Origin of the sequence: Streptomyces mobaraensis NBRC 13819 = DSM 40847 (assembly GCF_017916255.1) — a bacterium.
GTDB lineage: Bacteria > Actinomycetota > Actinomycetes > Streptomycetales > Streptomycetaceae > Streptomyces > Streptomyces mobaraensis.
The window spans coordinates 3767100-3786941 of the sequence record NZ_CP072827.1; the positions used below are offsets into that span (position 1 = coordinate 3767100).

Below are 19842 nucleotides of genomic sequence, written 5' to 3' on the forward strand. Positions count from 1 at the left end.
CGCTGCACCGAAAGATTAGCGCACTTGGGGCCCAGTCCCAAAATCGCCCGCCCTCCCCACCCCGGCGGACCGTTCCGCGAGGGCTATTCGTCCTCGGCGAGGGTGAGCTCGACACCGCCCACGAAGGACGCCGAGAGGTTGTAGACGAAGGCGATGAGGGTCGCCAGGGCGGTCGCCAGGACCACCTCGATGACCGCGATCACCACGGTGAACATCAGGACGCGCGGCAGCGACAGGAACGACTGGAGGTCGAACCCGCCGCCCTCCCCCGAGGTGGCGTCGCTGATGGTGCCGCCGACGGCGGAGAAGACGCCCATGGCGTCCAGCACCAGCCACAGCACCGTGACCGCCACGATCGTGCAGACGGCCAGGGCGAGCGACAGCAGGAAGCTCACCTTCATCACCGACCACGGGTCGGCCTTGGCCACCCGCAGCCGTGCGGAGCGGGTGCGCGGTGCCGCGGCGGCGGCCGGCGCCTGGGCGGGCACCTGCCGGGACGCGGACGGGGCGGCGGCCCCCGCGGACTTGCTCATGCTCTTGGTGCCCCCCTTGGCGGCGCCCCCGGCGCCCTTGCCGGCCTTGGACGCGGTGCGGTCGGCCGGCGGCTCGTAGGCCTTCGGCGGGTGGTACGGCTTCGGGCCCTTGGTCTCCGTCATGGAGTCCCCCCTGTTCGCGGCGGTGGTGTCGCTCCCACCCGGGGAGTCTGCCCCGTCCGCGTCGGCGCCACGGGCACCGTCCTTGCCGACCGCGGTGCTCGACGAAGCACCGGCACCGCGTCGCTTGGCGTCCGCACCGCTTGCCGCGGTGCCCGTGGCTCGACTCACGACCTACTCCTCGGTGTCCTCGACCGCAGGCTCCGTGCCTCCGGCCACCTCGGGCCCCCCGCCCCCGGCCTCGGCCGACGTGTCCTCGTCGACCTCCTCGGCCTCTCGGCCGGCCTCGGCGTTCCTCGCGATGCCCACGACGGCGTCGCGCTTGCCCAAATTGATCAGTTGGACGCCCATGGTGTCACGGCCGGTTTCCCGCACTTCGTCGACCCGGGTCCGGATGACACCACCGCTGAGGGTGATCGCCAGGATCTCGTCCGACTCCTCGACGACCAGGGCACCGACCAGCGAACCCCGGTCCTCGACGATCTTCGCGGCCTTGATTCCGAGGCCGCCGCGGCCCTGGACGCGGTACTCGTCCACGGCCGTGCGCTTGGCGTAGCCGCCGTCGGTGGCGGTGAAGACGAACGTGCCCGGACGGACGACGTTCATCGACAGCAGCTCGTCACCCTCGCGGAAGCTCATGCCCTTGACGCCGGAGGTGGCCCGGCCCATCGGGCGGAGCGAGTCGTCCGTCGCGGTGAACCGGATGGACTGCGCCTTCTTGCTGATCAGCAGCAGGTCGTCGTCGGCCGACACCAGCTCGGCGCCGATCAGCTCGTCCTCGCGGCCGTCGTCCATCGCCCGCAGGTTGATGGCGATGACGCCGCCGGAGCGCGGGGAGTCGTAGTCCTTGAGCGGGGTCTTCTTCACCAGGCCCGACTTGGTGGCCAGCACCAGGTAGGGCGCCGCCTCGTAGTCGCGGATGGCGAGGATCTGGGCGATCTGCTCGTCCGGCTGGAAGGCGAGCAGGTTGGCCACGTGCTGGCCGCGCGCGTCCCGGCCGGCGTCCGGCAGCTCGTACGCCTTGGCCCGGTAGACCCGGCCCTTGTTGGTGAAGAAGAGCAGCCAGTGGTGGGTGGTGGACACGAAGAAGTGGTCGACGATGTCGTCCTGCTTCAGCTTGGTGCCCCGCACGCCCTTGCCGCCGCGCTTCTGCGAGCGGTAGTCCTCGGTCTTGGTGCGCTTGACGTAGCCGCCGTTGGTGATGGTGACGACGATGTCCTCCTCGGCGATCAGGTCCTCGATGGACATGTCGCCTTCGAAGGGCACCAGCTTGGAGCGCCGGTCGTCGCCGAACTTCTCGACGATCGCCGTCAGTTCCTCGCTGATGATGCCGCGCTGGCGCTCCGGGGAGGCCAGGATCGCGTTGTACTCGTTGATCTTCGCCTGGAGTTCGTCGTGCTCCGCGACGATCTTCTGCCGCTCCAGGGCCGCCAGCCGGCGGAGCTGCATCTCCAGGATCGCGTTGGCCTGGATCTCGTCGATCGACAGCAGGCCCATCAGGCCCTCGCGGGCGACGTCGACCGTGTCGCTGCGCCGGATCAGCGCGATGACCTCGTCGATCGCGTCCAGCGCCTTGAGCAGACCGCGCAGGATGTGGGCGCGCTCCTCGGCCTTGCGCAGCCGGAAGCGGGTGCGCCGGACGATGACCTCGATCTGGTGGGCGACCCAGTTGCGGATGAACGCGTCCAGCGACAGGGTCCGCGGCACGCCGTCGACCAGCGCGAGCATGTTCGCGCCGAAGTTGGTCTGGAGGTCGGTGTGCTTGTAGAGGTTGTTGAGGACGACCTTGGCGACGGCGTCCCGCTTGAGGACGATCACCAGGCGCTGGCCGGTCCGGGACGAGGTCTCGTCGCGGACGTCCGCGATGCCGCCGATCTTGCCGTCCTTCACCAGGTCGGCGATCTTCTGCGCGAGGTTGTCCGGGTTGACCTGGTAGGGCAGCTCGGTGACCACCAGGCACTGGCGGTTCTGGATCTCCTCGACCTCGACCACCGCGCGCATGGTGATCGAGCCGCGGCCGGTGCGGTACGCCTCCTCGATCCCCTTGCGGCCGACCACGAGGGCGCCGGTCGGGAAGTCGGGGCCCTTGATCCGGTCGACGAGCGCGTCGAGCAGCTCCTCGGGGGTGGCCTCCGGGTTGGCCAGGTACCACTGGGCGCCCTCGGCGACCTCGCGCAGGTTGTGCGGCGGGATGTTGGTCGCCATGCCGACCGCGATGCCGGCGGAACCGTTCACCAGCAGGTTGGGGAAGCGCGACGGCAGGACCGTCGGCTCCTGGTTGCGGCCGTCGTAGTTGTCCTGGAAGTCGACGGTCTCCTCGTCGATGTCCCGGACCATCTCCATGGACAGCGGCGCCATCTTGCACTCGGTGTACCGCATGGCCGCCGCCGGGTCGTTGCCCGGCGAGCCGAAGTTGCCGTTGGAGTCGACCAGCGGCATCCGCATCGACCACGGCTGGGCCAGCCGGACCAGCGCGTCGTAGATGGAGGCGTCACCGTGCGGGTGGTACGTACCCATGACGTCGCCGACGACGCGGGCGCACTTGTAGAAGCCCTTCTCGGGCCGGTACCCGCCGTCGTACATCGCGTAGAGCACGCGCCGGTGCACCGGCTTGAGGCCGTCCCGGACGTCGGGCAGCGCACGCGAGACGATGACGCTCATCGCGTAGTCGAGGTAGGAGCGCTGCATCTCCGTTTCGAGCCCGACGGGCTCGACGCGCATCCCGACGCCCTCGATGGTGGCGGGCTGCCCCTCGGGCGTGGTGCCGTCCGGGGTCACGGGCGTGTCAGGGGTCATCTCGTCGGCCATTGGTGTTCAAAGTCCTTTCGAGCCGCGGCTGTTCGTGCAGGCCGACTCAGATGTCGAGGAAGCGGACGTCCTTGGCGTTGCGCTGGATGAACGAGCGCCGTGCCTCGACGTCCTCGCCCATGAGCACCGAGAACAGGTCGTCCGCCTGCGCCGCGTCGTCCAGGGTGACCTGGCCCAGCACCCGGTGGTCGATGTCCATCGTGGTGACGCGCAGCTCCTCGGCGTTCATCTCGCCGAGACCCTTGAAGCGCTGGACCGAGTCGTCCTTGATCCGCTTGCCGTTCTCGCGGCCGAGCTGGATCAGCGCGTCGCGCTCGCGGTCCGAGTACGCGTACTCGAAGTCGTCGCGGCCCCACTTGATCTTGTACAGCGGGGGGCGCGACAGGTAGACGTGCCCGGCCTCGACCAGCGGGCGCATGAAGCGGAAGAGGAAGGTCAGCAGCAGGGTGTTGATGTGCTGGCCGTCGACGTCGGCGTCCGCCATCAGGATGATCTTGTGATAGCGGAGCTTGTCGATGTCGAAGTCCTCGTGCACGCCGGTGCCGAACGCGGAGATCAGCGCCTGGATCTCCTGGTTCTGGAGGATCTTGTCGATCCGGGCCTTCTCGACGTTGAGGATCTTGCCGCGGATCGGGAGGATCGCCTGGTACTCGGGGTTCCGGCCGGACTTGGCCGAGCCGCCGGCGGAGTCACCCTCGACGATGAAGATCTCGCACTTGGCCGGGTCGTTCGACTGGCAGTCCGACAGCTTGCCGGGCAGCGAGGCGGTCTCCAGCAGGCCCTTGCGGCGGGTCAGGTCGCGCGCCTTGCGGGCGGCGACACGGGCCGTGGCGGCCTGGATCGACTTGCGGATGATGTCCGCGGCCTCGATCGGGTTGCGGTCCAGCCAGTCGGTGAGGTGCTCGTAGACCGCCTTCTGGACGAAGGTCTTGGCCTCCGTGTTGCCCAGCTTGGTCTTGGTCTGGCCCTCGAACTGCGGCTCGCTCAGCTTGACCGAGATGATCGCGGTCAGACCCTCGCGGATGTCGTCGCCCGTGAGGTTGTCGTCCTTCTCGCGGAGCAGCTTCTTGTCGCGCGCGTACTTGTTGATCAGCGAGGTCAGCGCCGCCCGGAAGCCCTCCTCGTGCGTGCCGCCCTCATGGGTGTGGATGATGTTGGCGAAGCTGTAGACGCCCTCGGTGTACTGGCTGTTCCACTGCATCGCGATCTCGAGGGAGAGCTGCCGCTCCTTGTCCTCGGCCTCGAGCGAGATCACCGTGGGGTGGATCAGCTCGCCCTTGCGCGAGTTGAGGTAGCGGACGAAGTCCGAGATGCCGCCCTCGTAGTGGTAGCGGACGGCGAGCGGCTTGCCCTCCTCGTCCACGTGGTCCGGGCGCTCGTCGGTCAGGGCGATGGTCAGGCCCTTGTTGAGGAACGCCATCTCCTGGAAGCGCCGCGAGAGCGTCTCGAAGGAGTACTCGGTGGTCTCGAAGATGTCGCCGTCGGCCCAGAAGGTGACCGAGGTGCCGGTCTCGTCCGTCGCCTCGTTCTGCTGCAGCGGGGCGGTGGGGACGCCGAGCTTGTAGTCCTGGGTCCAGCGGTAGCCGTCCGTCTTGACCTCGACGGCGACGCGCGAGGACAGCGCGTTGACGACGGAGACGCCGACGCCGTGCAGACCGCCGGAGACCGCGTAGCCGCCGCCGCCGAACTTGCCGCCCGCGTGCAGGACGGTCAGCACGACCTCGACGGCCGGCTTGCCCTCGGAGGGGACGATGCCGACGGGGATGCCGCGGCCGTTGTCGACCACGCGGACGCCGCCGTCCGGCAGGATCGTGACGTCGATGGTGTCGGCGTGGCCGGCCAGGGCCTCGTCGACCGAGTTGTCCACGACCTCGTACACCAGGTGGTGCAGACCGCGCTCGCCGGTGGAGCCGATGTACATGCCCGGCCGCTTGCGGACCGCGTCCAGACCCTCCAGCACGGTGATCGCGCTGGCGTCGTACGACGCACCTCCGCCCGGAGCGCCGGACGAGGCGTCCTCCGGCACAGGAGTGGCGCCTTCCTCGGGGGAAGGGGTGGTGTTCTCGTTGGGGTTGCCGGAATCGGCCACGAAGCGCCCTTTCTGGCACAGCACAGACCTTCTCCTGCCTGTGCGGCGGGGCGCCGTCGTCGGTCGGGAGGACCGGGAGGGCAGGCGGGAGCGACTGCGTCGTTCGACTTGTTTCCGCGAAACGCGCGGGATTACCACCAGTCTACCGGTAGCGCCGACATGAATGGGGGTTTGGCGGCGTCTGAGTCCGCATGTGCCGCCCTGAACCGGCATCAGCCGACTCCCTATATGCGCCCCGGGGCTCCAAGAGGCTCACAGCGGCACTCAGCGCTTCGGGTTGTCAACCGCCCGCTACCACGCTCGGGGGACACCTCCGGCCCGCCGTCCCCAGGGCTCCCCCGGGTACGCGACCGCCACGGCTCACCCGTAGGTGTCGCCCGGTCCCGTGCTCCCCGGCGCGCGCAGCGCTCCGTACCGGCGCGACGGTCCGCCCGGACCCAGCACCTTGATCATCCGGACGGTGCCCTGGCCCAGGTCGTCGTTGAGCCGGGCCACCAGCGTCGGGGCCAGCAGCCGGAGCTGGGTCGCCCACGTGGTCGAGTCGCATCGCACGGTCAGCACCCGGGCGTCCTCGTCGTACCCCTGAGGCTCGCAGTGCAGCGCCACGTTCTCGCCGACGATCTGCGGCCAGCGGCCGGTCACCCCGCCGACCGCCGCGGGCGTCTCCCAGCCGCGCTCGGTGATCAGGCGGTTGATGGCCGCGCCCAGCGGCAGCGGGTCGCGGCCGTCGGCGCGCGCGCCGGAGCGCAGGCCGCCGCGGCGCGCCTGCTTCTTCTGCTGCACGGCCGCGCCCCGCGCCCGCGCCTGCTCCTTGGCCGCGCGCAGCGCGACCCGCGCCAGGTCCACGCCGGACGGTTCCGGCACCCTGCGCGTCGAGGACTGCTCGGTCATACCCGCTCGACCGTCCCCTCGGACACCGCGTACCGCGCGCCCGTCAGGACGTCCGGGACGTCGTCGTCCACCGCGGCCGTCACCAGCACCTGCTCGCCGCCGGCGACCAGCTCCGCCAGCCGCTCCCGGCGGCGGGCGTCCAGCTCGGCGAAGACGTCGTCGAGGACGAGCACCGGCTCGTTGCCCTCCGCCCTGAGCAGCTCGTACGAGGCCAGCCGCAGCGCCAGCGCGTACGACCAGGACTCGCCGTGGCTCGCGTACCCCTTGGCGGGCAGCCGTCCCAGCCGCAGCACGAGGTCGTCGCGGTGCGGCCCGACGAGCGTCACCCCGCGCTCCATCTCCTGCTTGCGCGCCTCGCCCAGCGCGGTCAGCAGCACCTCGTACAGCTCCTCGCGGGTGCGCGCGCCGTCCGGGCCGCCGACGCCGACCGGGCCGCGGTAGTCGAAGGCGACCGGGCCGCCGCCCGGCGCCAGCCGCTCGTACGCGGCGTCGGCAAGCGGCAGCAGTGCGGCGATCAGGTCCAGGCGGTGCGCCAGCAGTTCGGCGCCGGCGCGGGCCAGGTGCTGGTCCCAGATGTCCAGGGTGGAGACGTCCATCGACCGGCCGGCGTGCCGGCGGGCCAGCGCGGCGGTCTTCAGCAGGGTGTTGCGCTGCTTGAGCACGCGCTCGTAGTCCGAGCGCACGCCCGCCATCCGCGGGGAGCGGGCGGTGACCAGCTCGTCGAGGAACCGGCGGCGCTCGCCGGGGTCGCCCTTGACCAGGGCCAGGTCCTCGGGGGCGAACAGCACCGTGCGCACGATGCCGAGCACGTCCCGGGGTCTGACCTGGGACGAGCGGTTGATCCTGGCCCGGTTGGCCTTCCCCGGGTTGAGCTCCAGCTCGATCAGCTGCTGCCGCTCGCCCTGGACGACGGCGGCGCGGATGAACGCCCGGTCCGCGCCGAGGCGGACCAGCGGGGCGTCGGAGGAGACCCGGTGGCTGCCGAGGGTCGCCAGATAGCCGACCGCCTCGACGAGATTGGTCTTGCCCTGGCCGTTGGGCCCCACGAAAGCCGTGACGCCCGGGTCGAGCGGGACCTCGACCCGGGCGTACGAGCGGAAGTCGGCGAGCGAGAGATGCGAAACGTGCATGGGTGCGCGCCGAGCCTCCTGATTCGCGTGGTCTGTTACGCGTGGGGATTACGCGTCGGGTGTTACTTGCTCTCGACCGCGTGGCCGCCGAACTGGTTGCGCAGCGCGGCGATCATCTTCATCTGCGGCGAGTCGTCCTGGCGGGACGCGAAGCGGGCGAAGAGGGACGCGGTGATCGCCGGGAGCGGGACCGCGTTGTCGATGGCGGCCTCCACCGTCCAACGGCCCTCGCCCGAGTCGGACGCGTAGCCGCGCAGCTTGTCGAGGTGCTCGTCGTCGTCCAGGGCCTTGACGGCGAGGTCGAGCAGCCAGGAGCGGATGACCGTGCCCTCCTGCCAGGAGCGGAAGACCTCGCGCACGTCGGTGACGGAGTCGACCGCCTCCAGCAGCTCCCAGCCCTCGGCGAACGCCTGCATCATGGCGTACTCGATGCCGTTGTGGACCATCTTGGCGAAGTGGCCGGCACCGACCTTGCCGGCGTGCACGGAGCCGAACTCGCCCTCGGGCTTCAGCGCGTCGAAGATCGGCTGCACCTTCGCGACGTTCTCGTCGTCGCCGCCGTACATCAGCGCGTAGCCGTTCTCCAGGCCCCAGACGCCGCCGGAGACACCGCAGTCCACGAAGCCGATGCCCTTGGCGGCCAGCTGCTCGGCGTGCTTCTCGTCGTCCGTCCAGCGGGAGTTGCCGCCGTCCACGACGACGTCGCCGGGCGACAGCAGCTCGCCGAGCTCGTCGATGGTGGACTGGGTCGCCGCGCCCGCGGGGACCATGACCCACACGACCCGGGGACCCTTCAGGGAATCCACAAGCTCCTGGAGGCTGTGGACGTCCGCGAGGTCCGCATTGCGGTCGTATCCGATGACGGTGTGGCCTGCGCGGCGGATGCGCTCGCGCATGTTGCCGCCCATCTTGCCGAGACCGACGAGACCGAGCTCCATCAGTGATCCTCTATGCCGTAGTCGTAGCGGTTTACCCGGATCCGAGCCTACGCCCGGGGGTCCGTGCACACCTGTCGGGACCGAGCGCTCAAACGGTGGGGCGGGTACCCGCCCGTGGTGCGTCCATGCGCTCGAACGAGGCGTCCCCCGGGCCGGCGGACCAGGGCGGTCTGCGCCGTGCGGGGGACGTCGGCCCGTCGGTGGCGCGTCAGCCCGACAGCCGCACGGGCATGATCAGGTACTTGTACGCCTCGTCCGCCTCCGCGTCGACCGCGGGCTTGCCGCTGAGCAGCGCCGGCTTGGTCGAGGTGGTGAAGGAGAGCTGGGCGACCGGGGAGTCGATCGCGGAGAGGCCCTCCAGCAGGAAGCCGGGGTTGAAGGCGATGGAGATGTCGTCGCCCTCCAGCCGGGCGTCGACCCTTTCCACAGCCTGTGCGTCGTCGCTGGAGCCGGCCTCCAGGATCAGCACGCCCTGCTCGAAGCTCAGCCGGACCGGGGTGTTGCGCTCGGCGACCAGGGCCACGCGCTTGACGGCCTCGACGAAGGGGGCCGTCTCGATCACGGCGACCGAGTTGAACTCGGTCGGGAAGAGCGTGCGGTACTTCGGCAGGTCGCCTTCCAGCAGCCGGGTGGTGGTGCGGCGGCCGGCGCCCTCGAAGCCGATCAGGCCCTCGCCCGCGCCCGAGCCGGAGAGCGCCAGCGAGACGGAGTCGCCGCCGCTGAGGGACTTGGCGGTGTCCAGCAGCGTCTTGGCGGGGACCAGGGCGACGGCGGAGACGTCGGGGGTCTCCGGCTTCCACATGAACTCGCGGACGGCGAAGCGGTAGCGGTCGGTGGAGGCCAGGGTGACGGTGTCGCCCTCGATCTCGATGCGCACACCGGTGAGCACCGGCAGGGTGTCGTCACGGCCGGCGGCGATGGCGACCTGGGCGGCGGCGGACGCGAAGACCTCGGCCGGGACCGTGCCGGTGGCGGTGGGCATCTGGGGCAGCGCCGGGTACTCCTCCACAGGCAGGGTGTGGAGTGTGAATCGCGAGGAGCCGCAGACCACGGTGGCGCGGACGCCGTCGGTGGAGATCTCCACAGGCCTGTTGGGAAGTGCGCGGCAGATGTCGGCGAGGAGCCGGCCGGAGACGAGGACGGTGCCGTCCTCTTCCACGTCCGCCTCGACGGAGACGCGGGCCGAGACCTCGTAGTCGAAGCCGGAGAGGCTGAGCGAGCCGTCCTCGGCCTTCAGCAGCAGCCCCGCGAGGACCGGCACCGGCGGACGGGCCGGGAGGCTGCGGGCCGCCCAGGCCACTGCCTCCGCGAGTACATCGCGCTCCACCCGGATCTTCACCGGAACCGCCTCCTGCTTGTTGCTGGCTGGCCCTGCTGGGCTGTCTTCGTCGCCGGCTTCGTCGGGCATCCGTCGGCTCGACGGCTGCGAAGCCGGAGACCAGTTTGACGTACGCCGCTGACAGCCGGCGCTGCTCGGGGTCAAGTCGGACCGGACGGCGTGGCGCAGCCTCGGGCCGAGTTGTGCACAGGGCCCACTTCGAAACGAGTTCCCCGCTTGATCTCTGTGGTCGTAGTAGTAGGGCCTGTGGAAACCGTGGAAAACTTCCTTTGCCCTGGTCAGGCCGGATTTTTTGTCCACTGCCCCTGTGGGCGGCCACGGTGGAAAACGGGGGGTCACTGTGGAGAAACAAAAGTTCTGCACAGGCGGTGCACAGGCAGGGCGCACTTCTCCCCAGGCTCGTCCCCAGCTTTACCCAGGTTCCCCACAGCCCAACCCGGCAGCTTGGTGTGATGCCTTTCACTCGGCGCGGTGAGCCCGGGCGTTTCGTTGCCGAACAGTGGACAACCCTGGGGAAAGGCTGTGCACAACGCCCGTCTTCCTGTGGGCGGCCGGTGGACAACCGGCGCGGCCGCTGTGGGCGAACCCGTCATCCACAGGCTGTGGACTTCGGTTCCCCACACTTCCACACCCTGCTGACCTCCTCTGATGAGCTGTCAACAGGCCCGGTTGTGGACATCATCTGGATAACTTCCCAGTCCCCAGGATGTGGACGGCCGTCGGGGGTGGATTCTGTGGAGAACGGGGTGACGGGCGTCCCTATTCGAACGAGGTGGCCGTGCGGCGACGCCGTCCGGAACGGCGAAGGGCGCCCCGGGAACCGTCCCGGAGCGCCCTGGAAGGCGTCCCCGCGCGCTCGGCGCGGTCCTGTCAGCCGTTCTTGATGCGGTTGGTCAGCTCGGTCACCTGGTTGTAGATGGACCGCCGTTCGGCCATCAGCGCGCGGATCTTGCGGTCCGCGTGCATCACGGTCGTGTGGTCGCGGCCGCCGAACTGCGCGCCGATCTTCGGCAGGGACAGGTCCGTGAGCTCACGGCAGAGGTACATGGCGATCTGGCGCGCCGTCACCAGCACCCGGCTGCGCGAGGCGCCGCACAGGTCCTCCACGGTGTGCCCGAAGTAGTCGGCCGTGGCGGCCATGATGGCCGGCGCGGTGATCTCCGGCGAGGCGTCCTCGCCGCCCGGGATCAGGTCCTTGAGGACGATCTCGGTGAGGCCCAGGTCCACGGGCTGCCGGTTGAGGCTGGCGAACGCCGTGACGCGGATGAGGGCGCCCTCCAGCTCGCGGATGTTCCGCGAGATCCGGGAGGCGATGAACTCCAGCACCTCGGGCGGCGCGTTGAGCTGCTCCTGGACCGCCTTCTTCCGCAGGATCGCGATCCGGGTCTCCAGCTCGGGCGGCTGGACGTCGGTGATCAGACCCCACTCGAACCGGTTGCGCAGCCGGTCCTCCAGGGTCACCAGCTGCTTGGGCGGCCGGTCCGAGGAGAGCACGATCTGCTTGTTGGCGTTGTGCAGGGTGTTGAAGGTGTGGAAGAACTCCTCCTGCGTCGACTCCTTGCTCGCGAGGAACTGGATGTCGTCGACCAGCAGGATGTCCATGTCGCGGTAGCGCTTGCGGAACGCGTCCGCCTTGCCGTCGCGGATGGAGTTGATGAACTCGTTGGTGAACTCCTCTGAGCTCACGTACCGCACCCGCGTCCCCGGGTAGAGGCTGCGCGCGTAGTGCCCGATCGCGTGCAGCAGGTGCGTCTTGCCGAGCCCCGACTCCCCGTAGATGAAGAGGGGGTTGTACGCCTTCGCCGGCGCCTCGGCGACCGCCACGGCCGCCGCGTGCGCGAACCGGTTGGACGCGCCGATGACGAAGGTGTCGAAGAGGTACTTGGGGTTCAGCCGGGCGGTCGGCTCCCCCGGGCCCGACCCGGAGGACTTCCCCGCGCCCGGCGCGCCCGAGCCGCCGGGCACCGGCCGGTCGCCCTGGCCGGCGCCGCGGCCGTGGGCGTCCGGGAGCTCGCGCTGCTGCTCGTAGGACCGCTCGCCGCCGGGCGGTCGGTAGCCGCCGGGGTCCCGCGGCTGCTCGTAGCCGGACGGGGTGTGCTGCGGCGAGGCATAGGGGTCGCGGTCGTTCTCGGCGAAACCGAGTCGCGGCTGCTGCCATCCGTAGTCGCCCCGGTCCGGCGCGCGGCTCCCGGGACCGGCGCCGGCGGGACCCGTGTGCCGCGGCCAGGAGCCGGGCTCGGCGCGGGACTGCTGGTAGTCGGGGTAGGCGGGCCGGACCGTCGGCAGGTCGTCGCCGGCGCCGCGGCCGTATCCGTCCCGGCCCTCGTAGCCGGGGCGCCCGTCGTACCCCTCGTACGTGTCACGGCCCTGGCCGTTGTGCGAACGGTCTTCGTGCGCGGGCGGCTGCGGCGCGGCCGGTTCGCCGACGGAGTTGTCGACGGTGATCGCGATGCGGATGGGCCGGCCGCACTCCCGGCTCAGAGCGTCGCTGACCACCGGGGCCAGCCGCCCCTCCAGTACGCCCTTGGCGAACTCGTTGGGGACGGCGAGCAGCGCCGTGTCCGCGACCAGGGCCAGCGGCTGACAGCGCTTGATCCAGTGCTCGTCCTTGCTCTCGACTCTTCCCTCGCCGAGGAGCTGCTCCAGCACGCGCGGCCACACTGCGGCAAGATCGGCAGGCAGGTCAGCCACAGGGCACGCTCTCTCGGTCAGCGGGGGCGCCCTCCGGTCCCACGAATGTGTGGTTCTCGGGACGGGCGGGAAGGATTCGGAGTTCAGCCACGGTAGTCAGGCCGTGGCACGTCGTTCAAGTCGTTGTCCACAGGGTGTGTACAAATGTGCCATGGGGCCGTCCGTGGCGCCTCATCCGGGCACGGCTGGTGCTTCCGGGGTCTCCGGGAGGCTACGGTTAATGCTGGTGCGCTGCCGGTTTGACCGGATGGCGTAACGGCGCGTACCGTGACCAGGTCGAGTTGTCGATGGCTGCTGCCGCCTGCCTCCGATGGGCAAGGGTCGCACTCCCTCCATGTGGGATGTGATCGTGAAGCGGTGCCTTGCGTATTGCGAGTCTCCTCGTGGGCGCACGGTGACAGCCAGGCGATGTCCCGCCATCACACGATTCATTTCTGGAGTCCCCGAGTGAGCAAGCGCACCTTCCAGCCGAACAACCGCCGTCGTGCGAAGACCCACGGCTTCCGCCTGCGCATGCGCACCCGTGCCGGCCGCGCGATCCTCGCGTCCCGCCGTGGCAAGGGTCGCGCCCGCCTGTCGGCCTGAGCAGCCTGACTCAAGGTCCATGACGTGCTGCCTTCCGAGTCTCGGCTGAGGCGGCGCGAGGACTTCGCGACCGCGGTTCGACGAGGACGCAGGGCCGGGCGCCCACTCCTCGTCGTCCACCTCCGCACCGAAACGGACCCGCACGGGCCTGGGGGAACTGTCCCCCCGGCACGTGCGGGTTTCGTCGTGAGCAAGGCGGTGGGCGGCGCGGTCGTCCGCAACCGTGTCAAACGCCGGCTGCGCCACCTCGTGCGTGACCGGCTCGACACGCTGCCCGCCGGTAGCCTGGTGGTGGTGCGAGCCCTGCCGGGCGCGGGCGAAGCCGATCACGGTCAGCTTGCCCGCGATCTCGATACCGCATTGCAGCGGCTGTTGGGAGGGGCGCCGCGAAGCTGCAATCCCCCGGGTACCGATACCTCGGTTTCCCGGAACCCCGGCCATGACCCGGGAGGGAGTGCACGGTGAAGTACCCGCTGCTGTGGTTGATCAAGCTGTACCAGTGGACCATCAGTCCGCTGCTCGGCCCGGTCTGCAAGTACTACCCGTCGTGCTCGCACTACGGCTACACGGCCATCCAGGTGCATGGCGCGATCAAGGGGACGGTGCTGACGGCCTGGCGCATCCTGCGCTGTAACCCGTGGTCGCTCGGTGGCGTCGACCACGTACCTCCCCGGAAGCGTCCGGTCTGGCACCAGCGGCTGAGGAGCCGACTGGGCGGACACCCCGTAGCCGGGGCCGCCGCACAGCCCGAGACTCAGCCCAACGCCCAAGGAGCCTGATACGTGGACACGGTCCTCAAGCCCCTTTATTACGCAGTTTCCTGGATCATCGTCCAGTTCCACTCGTTCTTCAGCCTGATCTTCGACAAGAACAGCGGCTGGGCGTGGGGTCTGTCGATCGTCTCGCTGGTGGTCCTGATCCGCATCTGCCTGATCCCGCTCTTCGTGAAGCAGATCAAGGCCACGCGGAACATGCAGGCGCTGCAGCCGAAGATGAAGGCGATCCAGGAGCGCTACAAGAGCGACCGGCAGCGCCAGTCCGAAGAGATGATGAAGCTCTACAAGGAGACGGGCACCAACCCGCTCTCGAGCTGTCTCCCGATCCTGGCCCAGTCGCCCTTCTTCATCTCGCTGTACCAGGTCCTCAACCACATCGCGCAGGGCAAGACGGTCGGGTTCATCAACGAGGACCTGCTGGCCAGTGCCCGTGAGGCCCACATCTTCGGCGCCCCGCTGTCCGTGAAGTTCCTGGACAGCGCGGCCAAGATCGAGAAGCTCGGTTCCACCGTCACCGACGTCCGCGTCGTCACGGTGGTCATGATCGTCCTGATGTCGCTGTCGCAGTTCTACACGCAGCGCCAGCTGATGACGAAGAACGTCGACCTCACGGTCAAGACGCCCTTCATGCAGCAGCAGAAGATGCTGATGTACGTCTTCCCGATCATGTTCGCCGTCTTCGGCATCAACTTCCCGGTCGGTGTCCTCGTCTACTGGCTGACCACGAACGTCTGGACCATGGGTCAGCAGATGTTCATCATTCGCCGGAACCCCACCCCGGGCAGCCTCGCCTACCAGCAGCGCCAGGAGCGCCTGCGGGCCAAGGGCAAGCTCAAGGAGGACCCGGCCGAGGTCGAGGCCAAGCAGGCCGCCGAGGCCGCCCGCGCCGCCCGCCAGCAGCCCAAGCGGCAGCCGAAGGCCAAGCGCACCGCCACCCCGGCCGCCGGGCAGCAGCCGGCCGGCCGCCCGCAGGCCCGCACCAAGGCGTCGTCGGGCAACGGTGCCGCCACCTCGGAGAACGGTGCCAAGGAGAAGCCCGAGGACGCCAAGCCCAAGCAGGGCGGGGGCTCGTCCCGCGGTGCCAAGTCCGGGCAGCGCAAGGGCGGACCGCAGCGGCCCAAGCACCCGTCGTCCAAGAAGTAACGAAGGAGTCCCACCGTGACGGACACCCAGGACCAGACCCGTGCGGACGCCGCCGAGGGCACCGACCCGCTGACCCGCCTGGAGCAGGAGGGCGAGATCGCGGCCGACTACCTGGAGGGTCTGCTCGACATCGCCGACCTGGACGGTGACATCGACATGGACGTCGAGGCCGACCGGGCGTCCGTGTCGATCATCAGCGACTCCACCAGCCGGGATCTGCAGAAGCTGGTGGGCCGCGATGGCGAGGTGCTGGAGGCGCTCCAGGAGCTGACGCGGCTCGCGGTGAACCGGGAGACCGGTGACCGCAGCCGCCTGATGCTCGACATCGCCGGCTTCCGGGCCCGGAAGCGCGAGGAGCTCGCCAAGCTGGGTGCCCAGGCCGTCGCGGACGCGAAGCAGAGCGGCAAGCCGGTCAAGCTCGACCCGATGACGCCGTTCGAGCGCAAGGTCGTCCACGACGCGGTGGCCGCCGCCGGGCTGCGCAGCGAGTCCGAGGGCGAGGAGCCCCAGCGCCGCGTGGTCGTCCTGCCGGTGTGACCTGCTCCCGTTTCCCGGTAGCTTCGGCCCCGTCTGTGCGCAGACGGGGCCGATCCTTGTCAGCCTGACATCGGACTCCGGTGCTTGGAGTCCCACCGATTCGTCGATACGCAGAGTCGTCGATACAACGTGGTACGGAAGGACGGTTCACTGTGGAAGAGGCAGCGGAGCTCCCCCCGGCGCCCCCGGAGGCACGGGCGGTTTTCGGTGACCGCTTTCCGGACGCCGTCCGCTACGCCGAACTGCTCGCCGACGCGGGCGTCCGGCGTGGGCTGATCGGCCCGCGGGAGGTCCCCCGGCTCTGGGAACGGCACCTGCTGAACTGTGCGGTGCTCTCCGAGGCCGTCCCCGAGGACGTCTCCGTGTGCGACGTGGGCTCGGGGGCCGGCCTGCCGGGCATCCCGCTGGCCCTGGTCCGTCCCGATCTCCAGATCACCCTGCTGGAGCCGCTGCTGCGGCGGACGACCTTCCTCTCCGAGGTCGTCGAGTTGCTCGGCCTGGACCACGTCACGGTCGTCCGGGGGCGTGCCGAGGAGGTCCTGGGCAAGCTTCAGCCGGTGCACGTGGTGACGGCGCGCGCCGTGGCCCCGCTGGACCGGCTGGCGGGCTGGGGGGTGCCCCTGCTGCGGCCGTACGGCGAGATGCTGGCCCTCAAGGGCGACACCGCCGAGGAGGAGCTCAAGGGAGCCCGCGCCGCGCTCAGCAAGCTGGGTGTCGAGCGGACCTCGGTGCTCCAGGTCGGCGAAGGCGTGGTGGACCCGCCGTCCACGCTGGTGCGGGTCGAGGTCGGGGAGAGCCCCGGCGGTGTCCGCTTCGCGGCCAAGCGGGCCAAGGCCGCCCGGGTGAGCCGGTCGCGTCGGCGCCGCTGATTACTCCGCCCGGCGGCACCGGGAGTGCTCCATACAAGCTGCCTAAACTATGCATCACGGAGTGTCGTGATGAGGTAGCCCAAGGTCACGGGCATCGTGTTTCACGTGAAACATCGCTCGTTGCTGCAAGGGATCATCGGTCGTGGCCGTGCGGCCGCGGCTCGCGACCGCCGGCCGGCCGACGCTGTGGAACCTCCCCCGGTATCCACAGGAACGGCGGATTCATCCACAGGAGAGTGGGCCTCACTGGTTCGTACCCGGCGAACCATGGCAGGCTCTCCCCATCGCGAGCCTGATGTCGAGGAGAGTGAATCCTTGCGGTCCGACGCCAATATCGCGGGGCCGATGGCCGACCCGGTCCCCGGTCCCCGCCCCGCCGACTCCGAACCGGCGCCCGGCCCTCTGGGTGCCGCCGAGGTCGTTTCACGTGAAACCCGGATGCCGCGGCCCGACCAAACCCGGGTCATGGTGGTGGCGAACCAGAAGGGTGGCGTCGGCAAGACGACGACCACCGTGAACCTGGCGGCCTCCCTGGCGCTGCACGGCAACCGTGTGCTCGTCGTGGACCTGGACCCACAGGGCAACGCCTCGACCGCGCTCGGCATCGACCACCACGCCGATGTGCCGTCCATCTACGACGTCCTGGTGGACCAGAGAAAGCTCTCCGACGTCGTACAGCCGGTCCGGGACGTGGAGGGCCTCTTCTGCGCACCGGCCACCATCGACCTGGCCGGTGCCGAGATCGAGCTCGTCTCCCTGGTGGCCCGGGAGAGCCGGCTGGACCGGGCCATCAAGGCGTATGAGCAGCCGCTGGACTACATCCTCATCGACTGCCCGCCCTCCCTGGGGCTGCTGACGGTCAACGCGCTGGTCGCCGGCGCCGAGGTGCTGATCCCGATCCAGTGTGAGTACTACGCGCTCGAGGGCCTGGGCCAGCTGCTGCGGAACGTCGAGCTGGTGCGCGGCCACCTCAACCCGAAGCTGCACGTGTCGACGATCCTGCTGACCATGTACGACGGACGCACCCGGCTCGCCTCCCAGGTGGCCGACGAGGTACGCAGCCACTTCGGCCAGGAGGTGCTGAGGACCAGCATCCCGCGCTCGGTCCGCATCTCCGAGGCGCCCAGCTACGGCCAGACGGTGCTCACCTATGACCCGGGTTCCAGTGGCGCGTTGTCGTATATGGAGGCGGCCCGCGAGATCGCGCTCCGGGGCATCGGCGTGCATTACGACGACAGCAGGGCCCATACCGTGGGCCATCAGCCGGTGGGGCACCAGCCGGTGGGTCATCAGCAACAGCAGGACCAGCACAGCATGTCGGAGGGGCTGCAGTGAGTGAACGACGTAGAGGACTGGGCCGTGGGCTCGGGGCACTGATCCCGGCGGCGCCGAAGGGGGCGGAGATCGGCACCCCCACGGTGGGGCCCGGTGCCACGTCGCCCACTGCCGTGCCGCTGCTGACCGCTGAGCGGGGGCCCGCGCCGTCCGGCGTGATGCCTCTTGAGAGCGGGGCACCCGTGGCGGAGCCGGCGGACGTCCGGAAGCCCGAGCCGGAGGCCCAGGCCACGGAGACGGTGGCGGGGGCCCACTTCGCCGAACTGCCCCTGGACTCCATCACGCCCAACCCCCGACAGCCCCGGGAGGTCTTCGACGAGGACGCCCTGGCGGAACTGGTCACCTCGATCCGCGAGGTGGGTCTGCTCCAGCCGGTGGTCGTCCGGCAGCTCGCGCCGGAGCGCTATGAGCTCATCATGGGCGAGCGCCGCTGGCGCGCGTGCCGTGAGGCCGGGCTCGAGAGCATCCCGGCGATCGTCCGGGCGACGGAGGACGAGAAGCTCCTCCTGGACGCCCTCCTGGAGAACCTCCACCGTGCGCAGCTGAACCCGCTGGAAGAGGCCGCGGCCTACGACCAGTTGCTCAAGGACTTCTCCTGCACGCATGACGAACTGGCGGACCGCATCGGGCGGTCGCGCTCGCAGGTCTCCAACACGCTGCGACTCCTGAAGCTCTCGCCCGAGGTGCAGAACCGGCTGGCATCCGGGGTGCTGTCGGCGGGCCATGGACGGGCGCTGCTCGCCGTGGACGATGTCGAGGAGCAGGAGAAGCTCGCCCGACGCATTGTGCAGGAGGGTCTCTCCGTCCGGTCGGTGGAAGAGATCGTCCAGCTGATGGGGTCCCGGACGAAGAAGTCGGCCAAGGCCAAGGGACCGCGAGCCGGCGCCCGGGTGTCCCCGGCCCTCAGCGATCTGGCGTCCCGGCTCTCCGACCGCTTCGAGACACGGGTCAAGGTCGACCTCGGGCAGAAGAAGGGCAAGATCGTCGTCGAGTTCGCTTCGATCGAGGACCTTGAGCGGATCCTCAGCACGCTCGCCCCGGGCGAAGGCGGAGTGCTGGAGCAGAAGCTGTCGGACGGAAACACCGAGGACGCGGACGGCTAGGGTTTCGGCCGGGTCCACCCCCGGGGCGGGGCGTGTTCTACGGGAAACGCGATGTTTCACGTGGAACACGCCCCGCCCCTTTGCCTTTGTCGGCTGTCGGCTCAAACGCCCGGTGGATACGATGCGTTGAGGTATGGCACCACCACGTCGGGCATGCGAACGCAGTTGACGGAGGAACGAGGCCATGCGAACGGTGAGCCGGACCGGACTGGTGGCGACGGGCCTGGGCCTGGGCGCGGTCGGCGGTTTCGTCGGCGGCCTGCTCAGGGAGCGCAGCGCGCTGAGCGCCGCCCGCGGCGCGGCACAGGTAGGAAGTGAGGAACTGGCTCCATGGGGCGTCGCCTCGTACCGCTCACTCTGGACAATCTGCCGGACCTTCCCAAGCGCTGCCGGGCGTGCGTGTTCTGGGAGCTTGATCCCGTCAGCGGGGAGGCCGCGCTGAGGGCGGGCCGTCCCGAGCTGGAGAAGGAGGCGTGGATCTCCGCCGTGCTGCTGGAGTGGGGTTCCTGTGGCCGGGTCGTCTATGTGGACGACGAGCCGGCGGGGTTCGTTCTCTACGCTCCACCGGCCTATGTGCCGCGGGCGACGGCGTTTCCCACGAGTCCGGTGGCCGCGGATGCCGTTCAGCTCATGACCGCCTGGTTGGCACCGCGGTTCCAGGGCCAAGGTCTGGGCCGGGTCATGGTGCAGACCGTTGCCAAGGATGTGCTGAGGCGCGGGTTCAAGGCGATCGAGGCGTTCGGTGACGCGCGGTGGAAGGAACCCGCGTGTGTCCTCCCGGCCGACCATCTGCTGGCGGTGGGCTTCAAGACGGTGCGGCACCACCCGCGGTACCCCCGGCTCCGGCTTGAGCTGCGGTCCGCGCTGTCCTGGAAAGAGGATGTGGAGCTGGCGCTGGATCGACTGTTGGGAGCAGTGCAGAAGGAACCGGCGCTACGCCCGTTGTAGCCGGGGC

The 19842-nt window shown here is 69.8% G+C and carries 16 protein-coding genes and 1 pseudogene; 9 read left to right on the top strand and 8 right to left on the bottom strand.

The window, feature by feature from the left end; translation table 11 throughout:
• Positions 1–83: 83 nt before the first annotated feature.
• From J7W19_RS16060 to dnaA, 8 genes are all read right to left on the bottom strand, one after another.
• On the bottom strand, positions 84–824 hold the full coding sequence (locus J7W19_RS16060; protein ID WP_040887893.1) for a DUF3566 domain-containing protein: 741 nt from the start codon (positions 822–824) through the stop codon (positions 84–86).
• Between the two features lie 3 nt (positions 825–827).
• Entirely contained in the window at positions 828–3461 is a 2634-nt protein-coding gene (gyrA, locus tag J7W19_RS16065; protein ID WP_004939849.1) for a DNA gyrase subunit A, read from the bottom strand.
• 46 nt (positions 3462–3507) lie between these two features.
• Positions 3508–5574 carry a DNA topoisomerase (ATP-hydrolyzing) subunit B gene (gyrB, locus tag J7W19_RS16070; RefSeq protein ID WP_040887888.1) on the bottom strand — a complete coding sequence of 689 codons (2067 nt, stop codon included), beginning with the start codon at positions 5572–5574 and terminating at the stop codon, positions 3508–3510.
• 336 nt (positions 5575–5910) lie between these two features.
• Positions 5911–6441 (bottom strand): DciA family protein, encoded by a 531-nt coding sequence (locus tag J7W19_RS16075; protein WP_004939846.1) that lies wholly within the window; start codon positions 6439–6441, stop codon positions 5911–5913.
• On the bottom strand, positions 6438–7571 hold the full coding sequence (gene recF / locus J7W19_RS16080) for a DNA replication/repair protein RecF (RefSeq protein WP_004939844.1): 1134 nt from the start codon (positions 7569–7571) through the stop codon (positions 6438–6440). The genes J7W19_RS16075 and recF overlap by 4 nt, the downstream gene beginning before the upstream one ends.
• Positions 7572–7633: 62 nt before the next feature.
• Complete coding sequence (gene gnd, locus J7W19_RS16085; RefSeq protein WP_004939842.1) at positions 7634–8509, bottom strand: phosphogluconate dehydrogenase (NAD(+)-dependent, decarboxylating); 876 nt, start codon at positions 8507–8509, stop codon at positions 7634–7636.
• 208 nt (positions 8510–8717) lie between these two features.
• Positions 8718–9848 (bottom strand): DNA polymerase III subunit beta, encoded by a 1131-nt coding sequence (gene dnaN, locus J7W19_RS16090; protein ID WP_004939840.1) that lies wholly within the window; start codon positions 9846–9848, stop codon positions 8718–8720.
• Between the two features lie 870 nt (positions 9849–10718).
• Positions 10719–12539, bottom strand: a complete 1821-nt coding sequence (gene dnaA / locus J7W19_RS16095; RefSeq protein ID WP_051072473.1) for a chromosomal replication initiator protein DnaA — start codon at positions 12537–12539, stop codon at positions 10719–10721.
• A gap of 447 nt (positions 12540–12986) precedes the next feature.
• Between dnaA and rpmH the strand changes: the two genes are divergently transcribed.
• The 9 genes and pseudogenes from rpmH (at position 12987) to J7W19_RS16140 (ending at position 19835) form a co-directional block, all read left to right on the top strand.
• On the top strand, positions 12987–13124 hold the full coding sequence (gene rpmH, locus J7W19_RS16100; protein WP_003949374.1) for a 50S ribosomal protein L34: 138 nt from the start codon (positions 12987–12989) through the stop codon (positions 13122–13124).
• A 24-nt stretch (positions 13125–13148) separates the two neighbouring features.
• Positions 13149–13514: pseudogene (gene rnpA, locus J7W19_RS16105) on the top strand (ribonuclease P protein component); the annotation flags it as partial.
• 71 nt (positions 13515–13585) lie between these two features.
• On the top strand, positions 13586–13903 hold the full coding sequence (gene yidD / locus J7W19_RS16110) for a membrane protein insertion efficiency factor YidD (protein ID WP_004939828.1): 318 nt from the start codon (positions 13586–13588) through the stop codon (positions 13901–13903).
• A gap of 3 nt (positions 13904–13906) precedes the next feature.
• A complete protein-coding gene (gene yidC, locus J7W19_RS16115; RefSeq protein WP_004939826.1) occupies positions 13907–15043 on the top strand; it encodes a membrane protein insertase YidC in 1137 nt (378 codons plus the stop codon).
• 15 nt (positions 15044–15058) lie between these two features.
• A complete protein-coding gene (locus J7W19_RS16120) occupies positions 15059–15580 on the top strand; it encodes a Jag family protein (RefSeq protein WP_004939824.1) in 522 nt (173 codons plus the stop codon).
• A gap of 152 nt (positions 15581–15732) precedes the next feature.
• Complete coding sequence (gene rsmG / locus J7W19_RS16125; RefSeq protein ID WP_004939822.1) at positions 15733–16449, top strand: 16S rRNA (guanine(527)-N(7))-methyltransferase RsmG; 717 nt, start codon at positions 15733–15735, stop codon at positions 16447–16449.
• A gap of 267 nt (positions 16450–16716) precedes the next feature.
• Positions 16717–17784, top strand: coding sequence for a ParA family protein (locus J7W19_RS16130; RefSeq protein ID WP_078587699.1), 1068 nt, complete (start codon positions 16717–16719; stop codon positions 17782–17784).
• On the top strand, positions 17781–18887 hold the full coding sequence (locus J7W19_RS16135; RefSeq protein ID WP_040887877.1) for a ParB/RepB/Spo0J family partition protein: 1107 nt from the start codon (positions 17781–17783) through the stop codon (positions 18885–18887). Before J7W19_RS16130 ends, J7W19_RS16135 begins: the two co-directional genes overlap by 4 nt.
• A gap of 330 nt (positions 18888–19217) precedes the next feature.
• Positions 19218–19835 carry a GNAT family N-acetyltransferase gene (locus J7W19_RS16140; protein WP_210455340.1) on the top strand — a complete coding sequence of 206 codons (618 nt, stop codon included), beginning with the start codon at positions 19218–19220 and terminating at the stop codon, positions 19833–19835.
• Positions 19836–19842 lie beyond the last annotated feature (7 nt).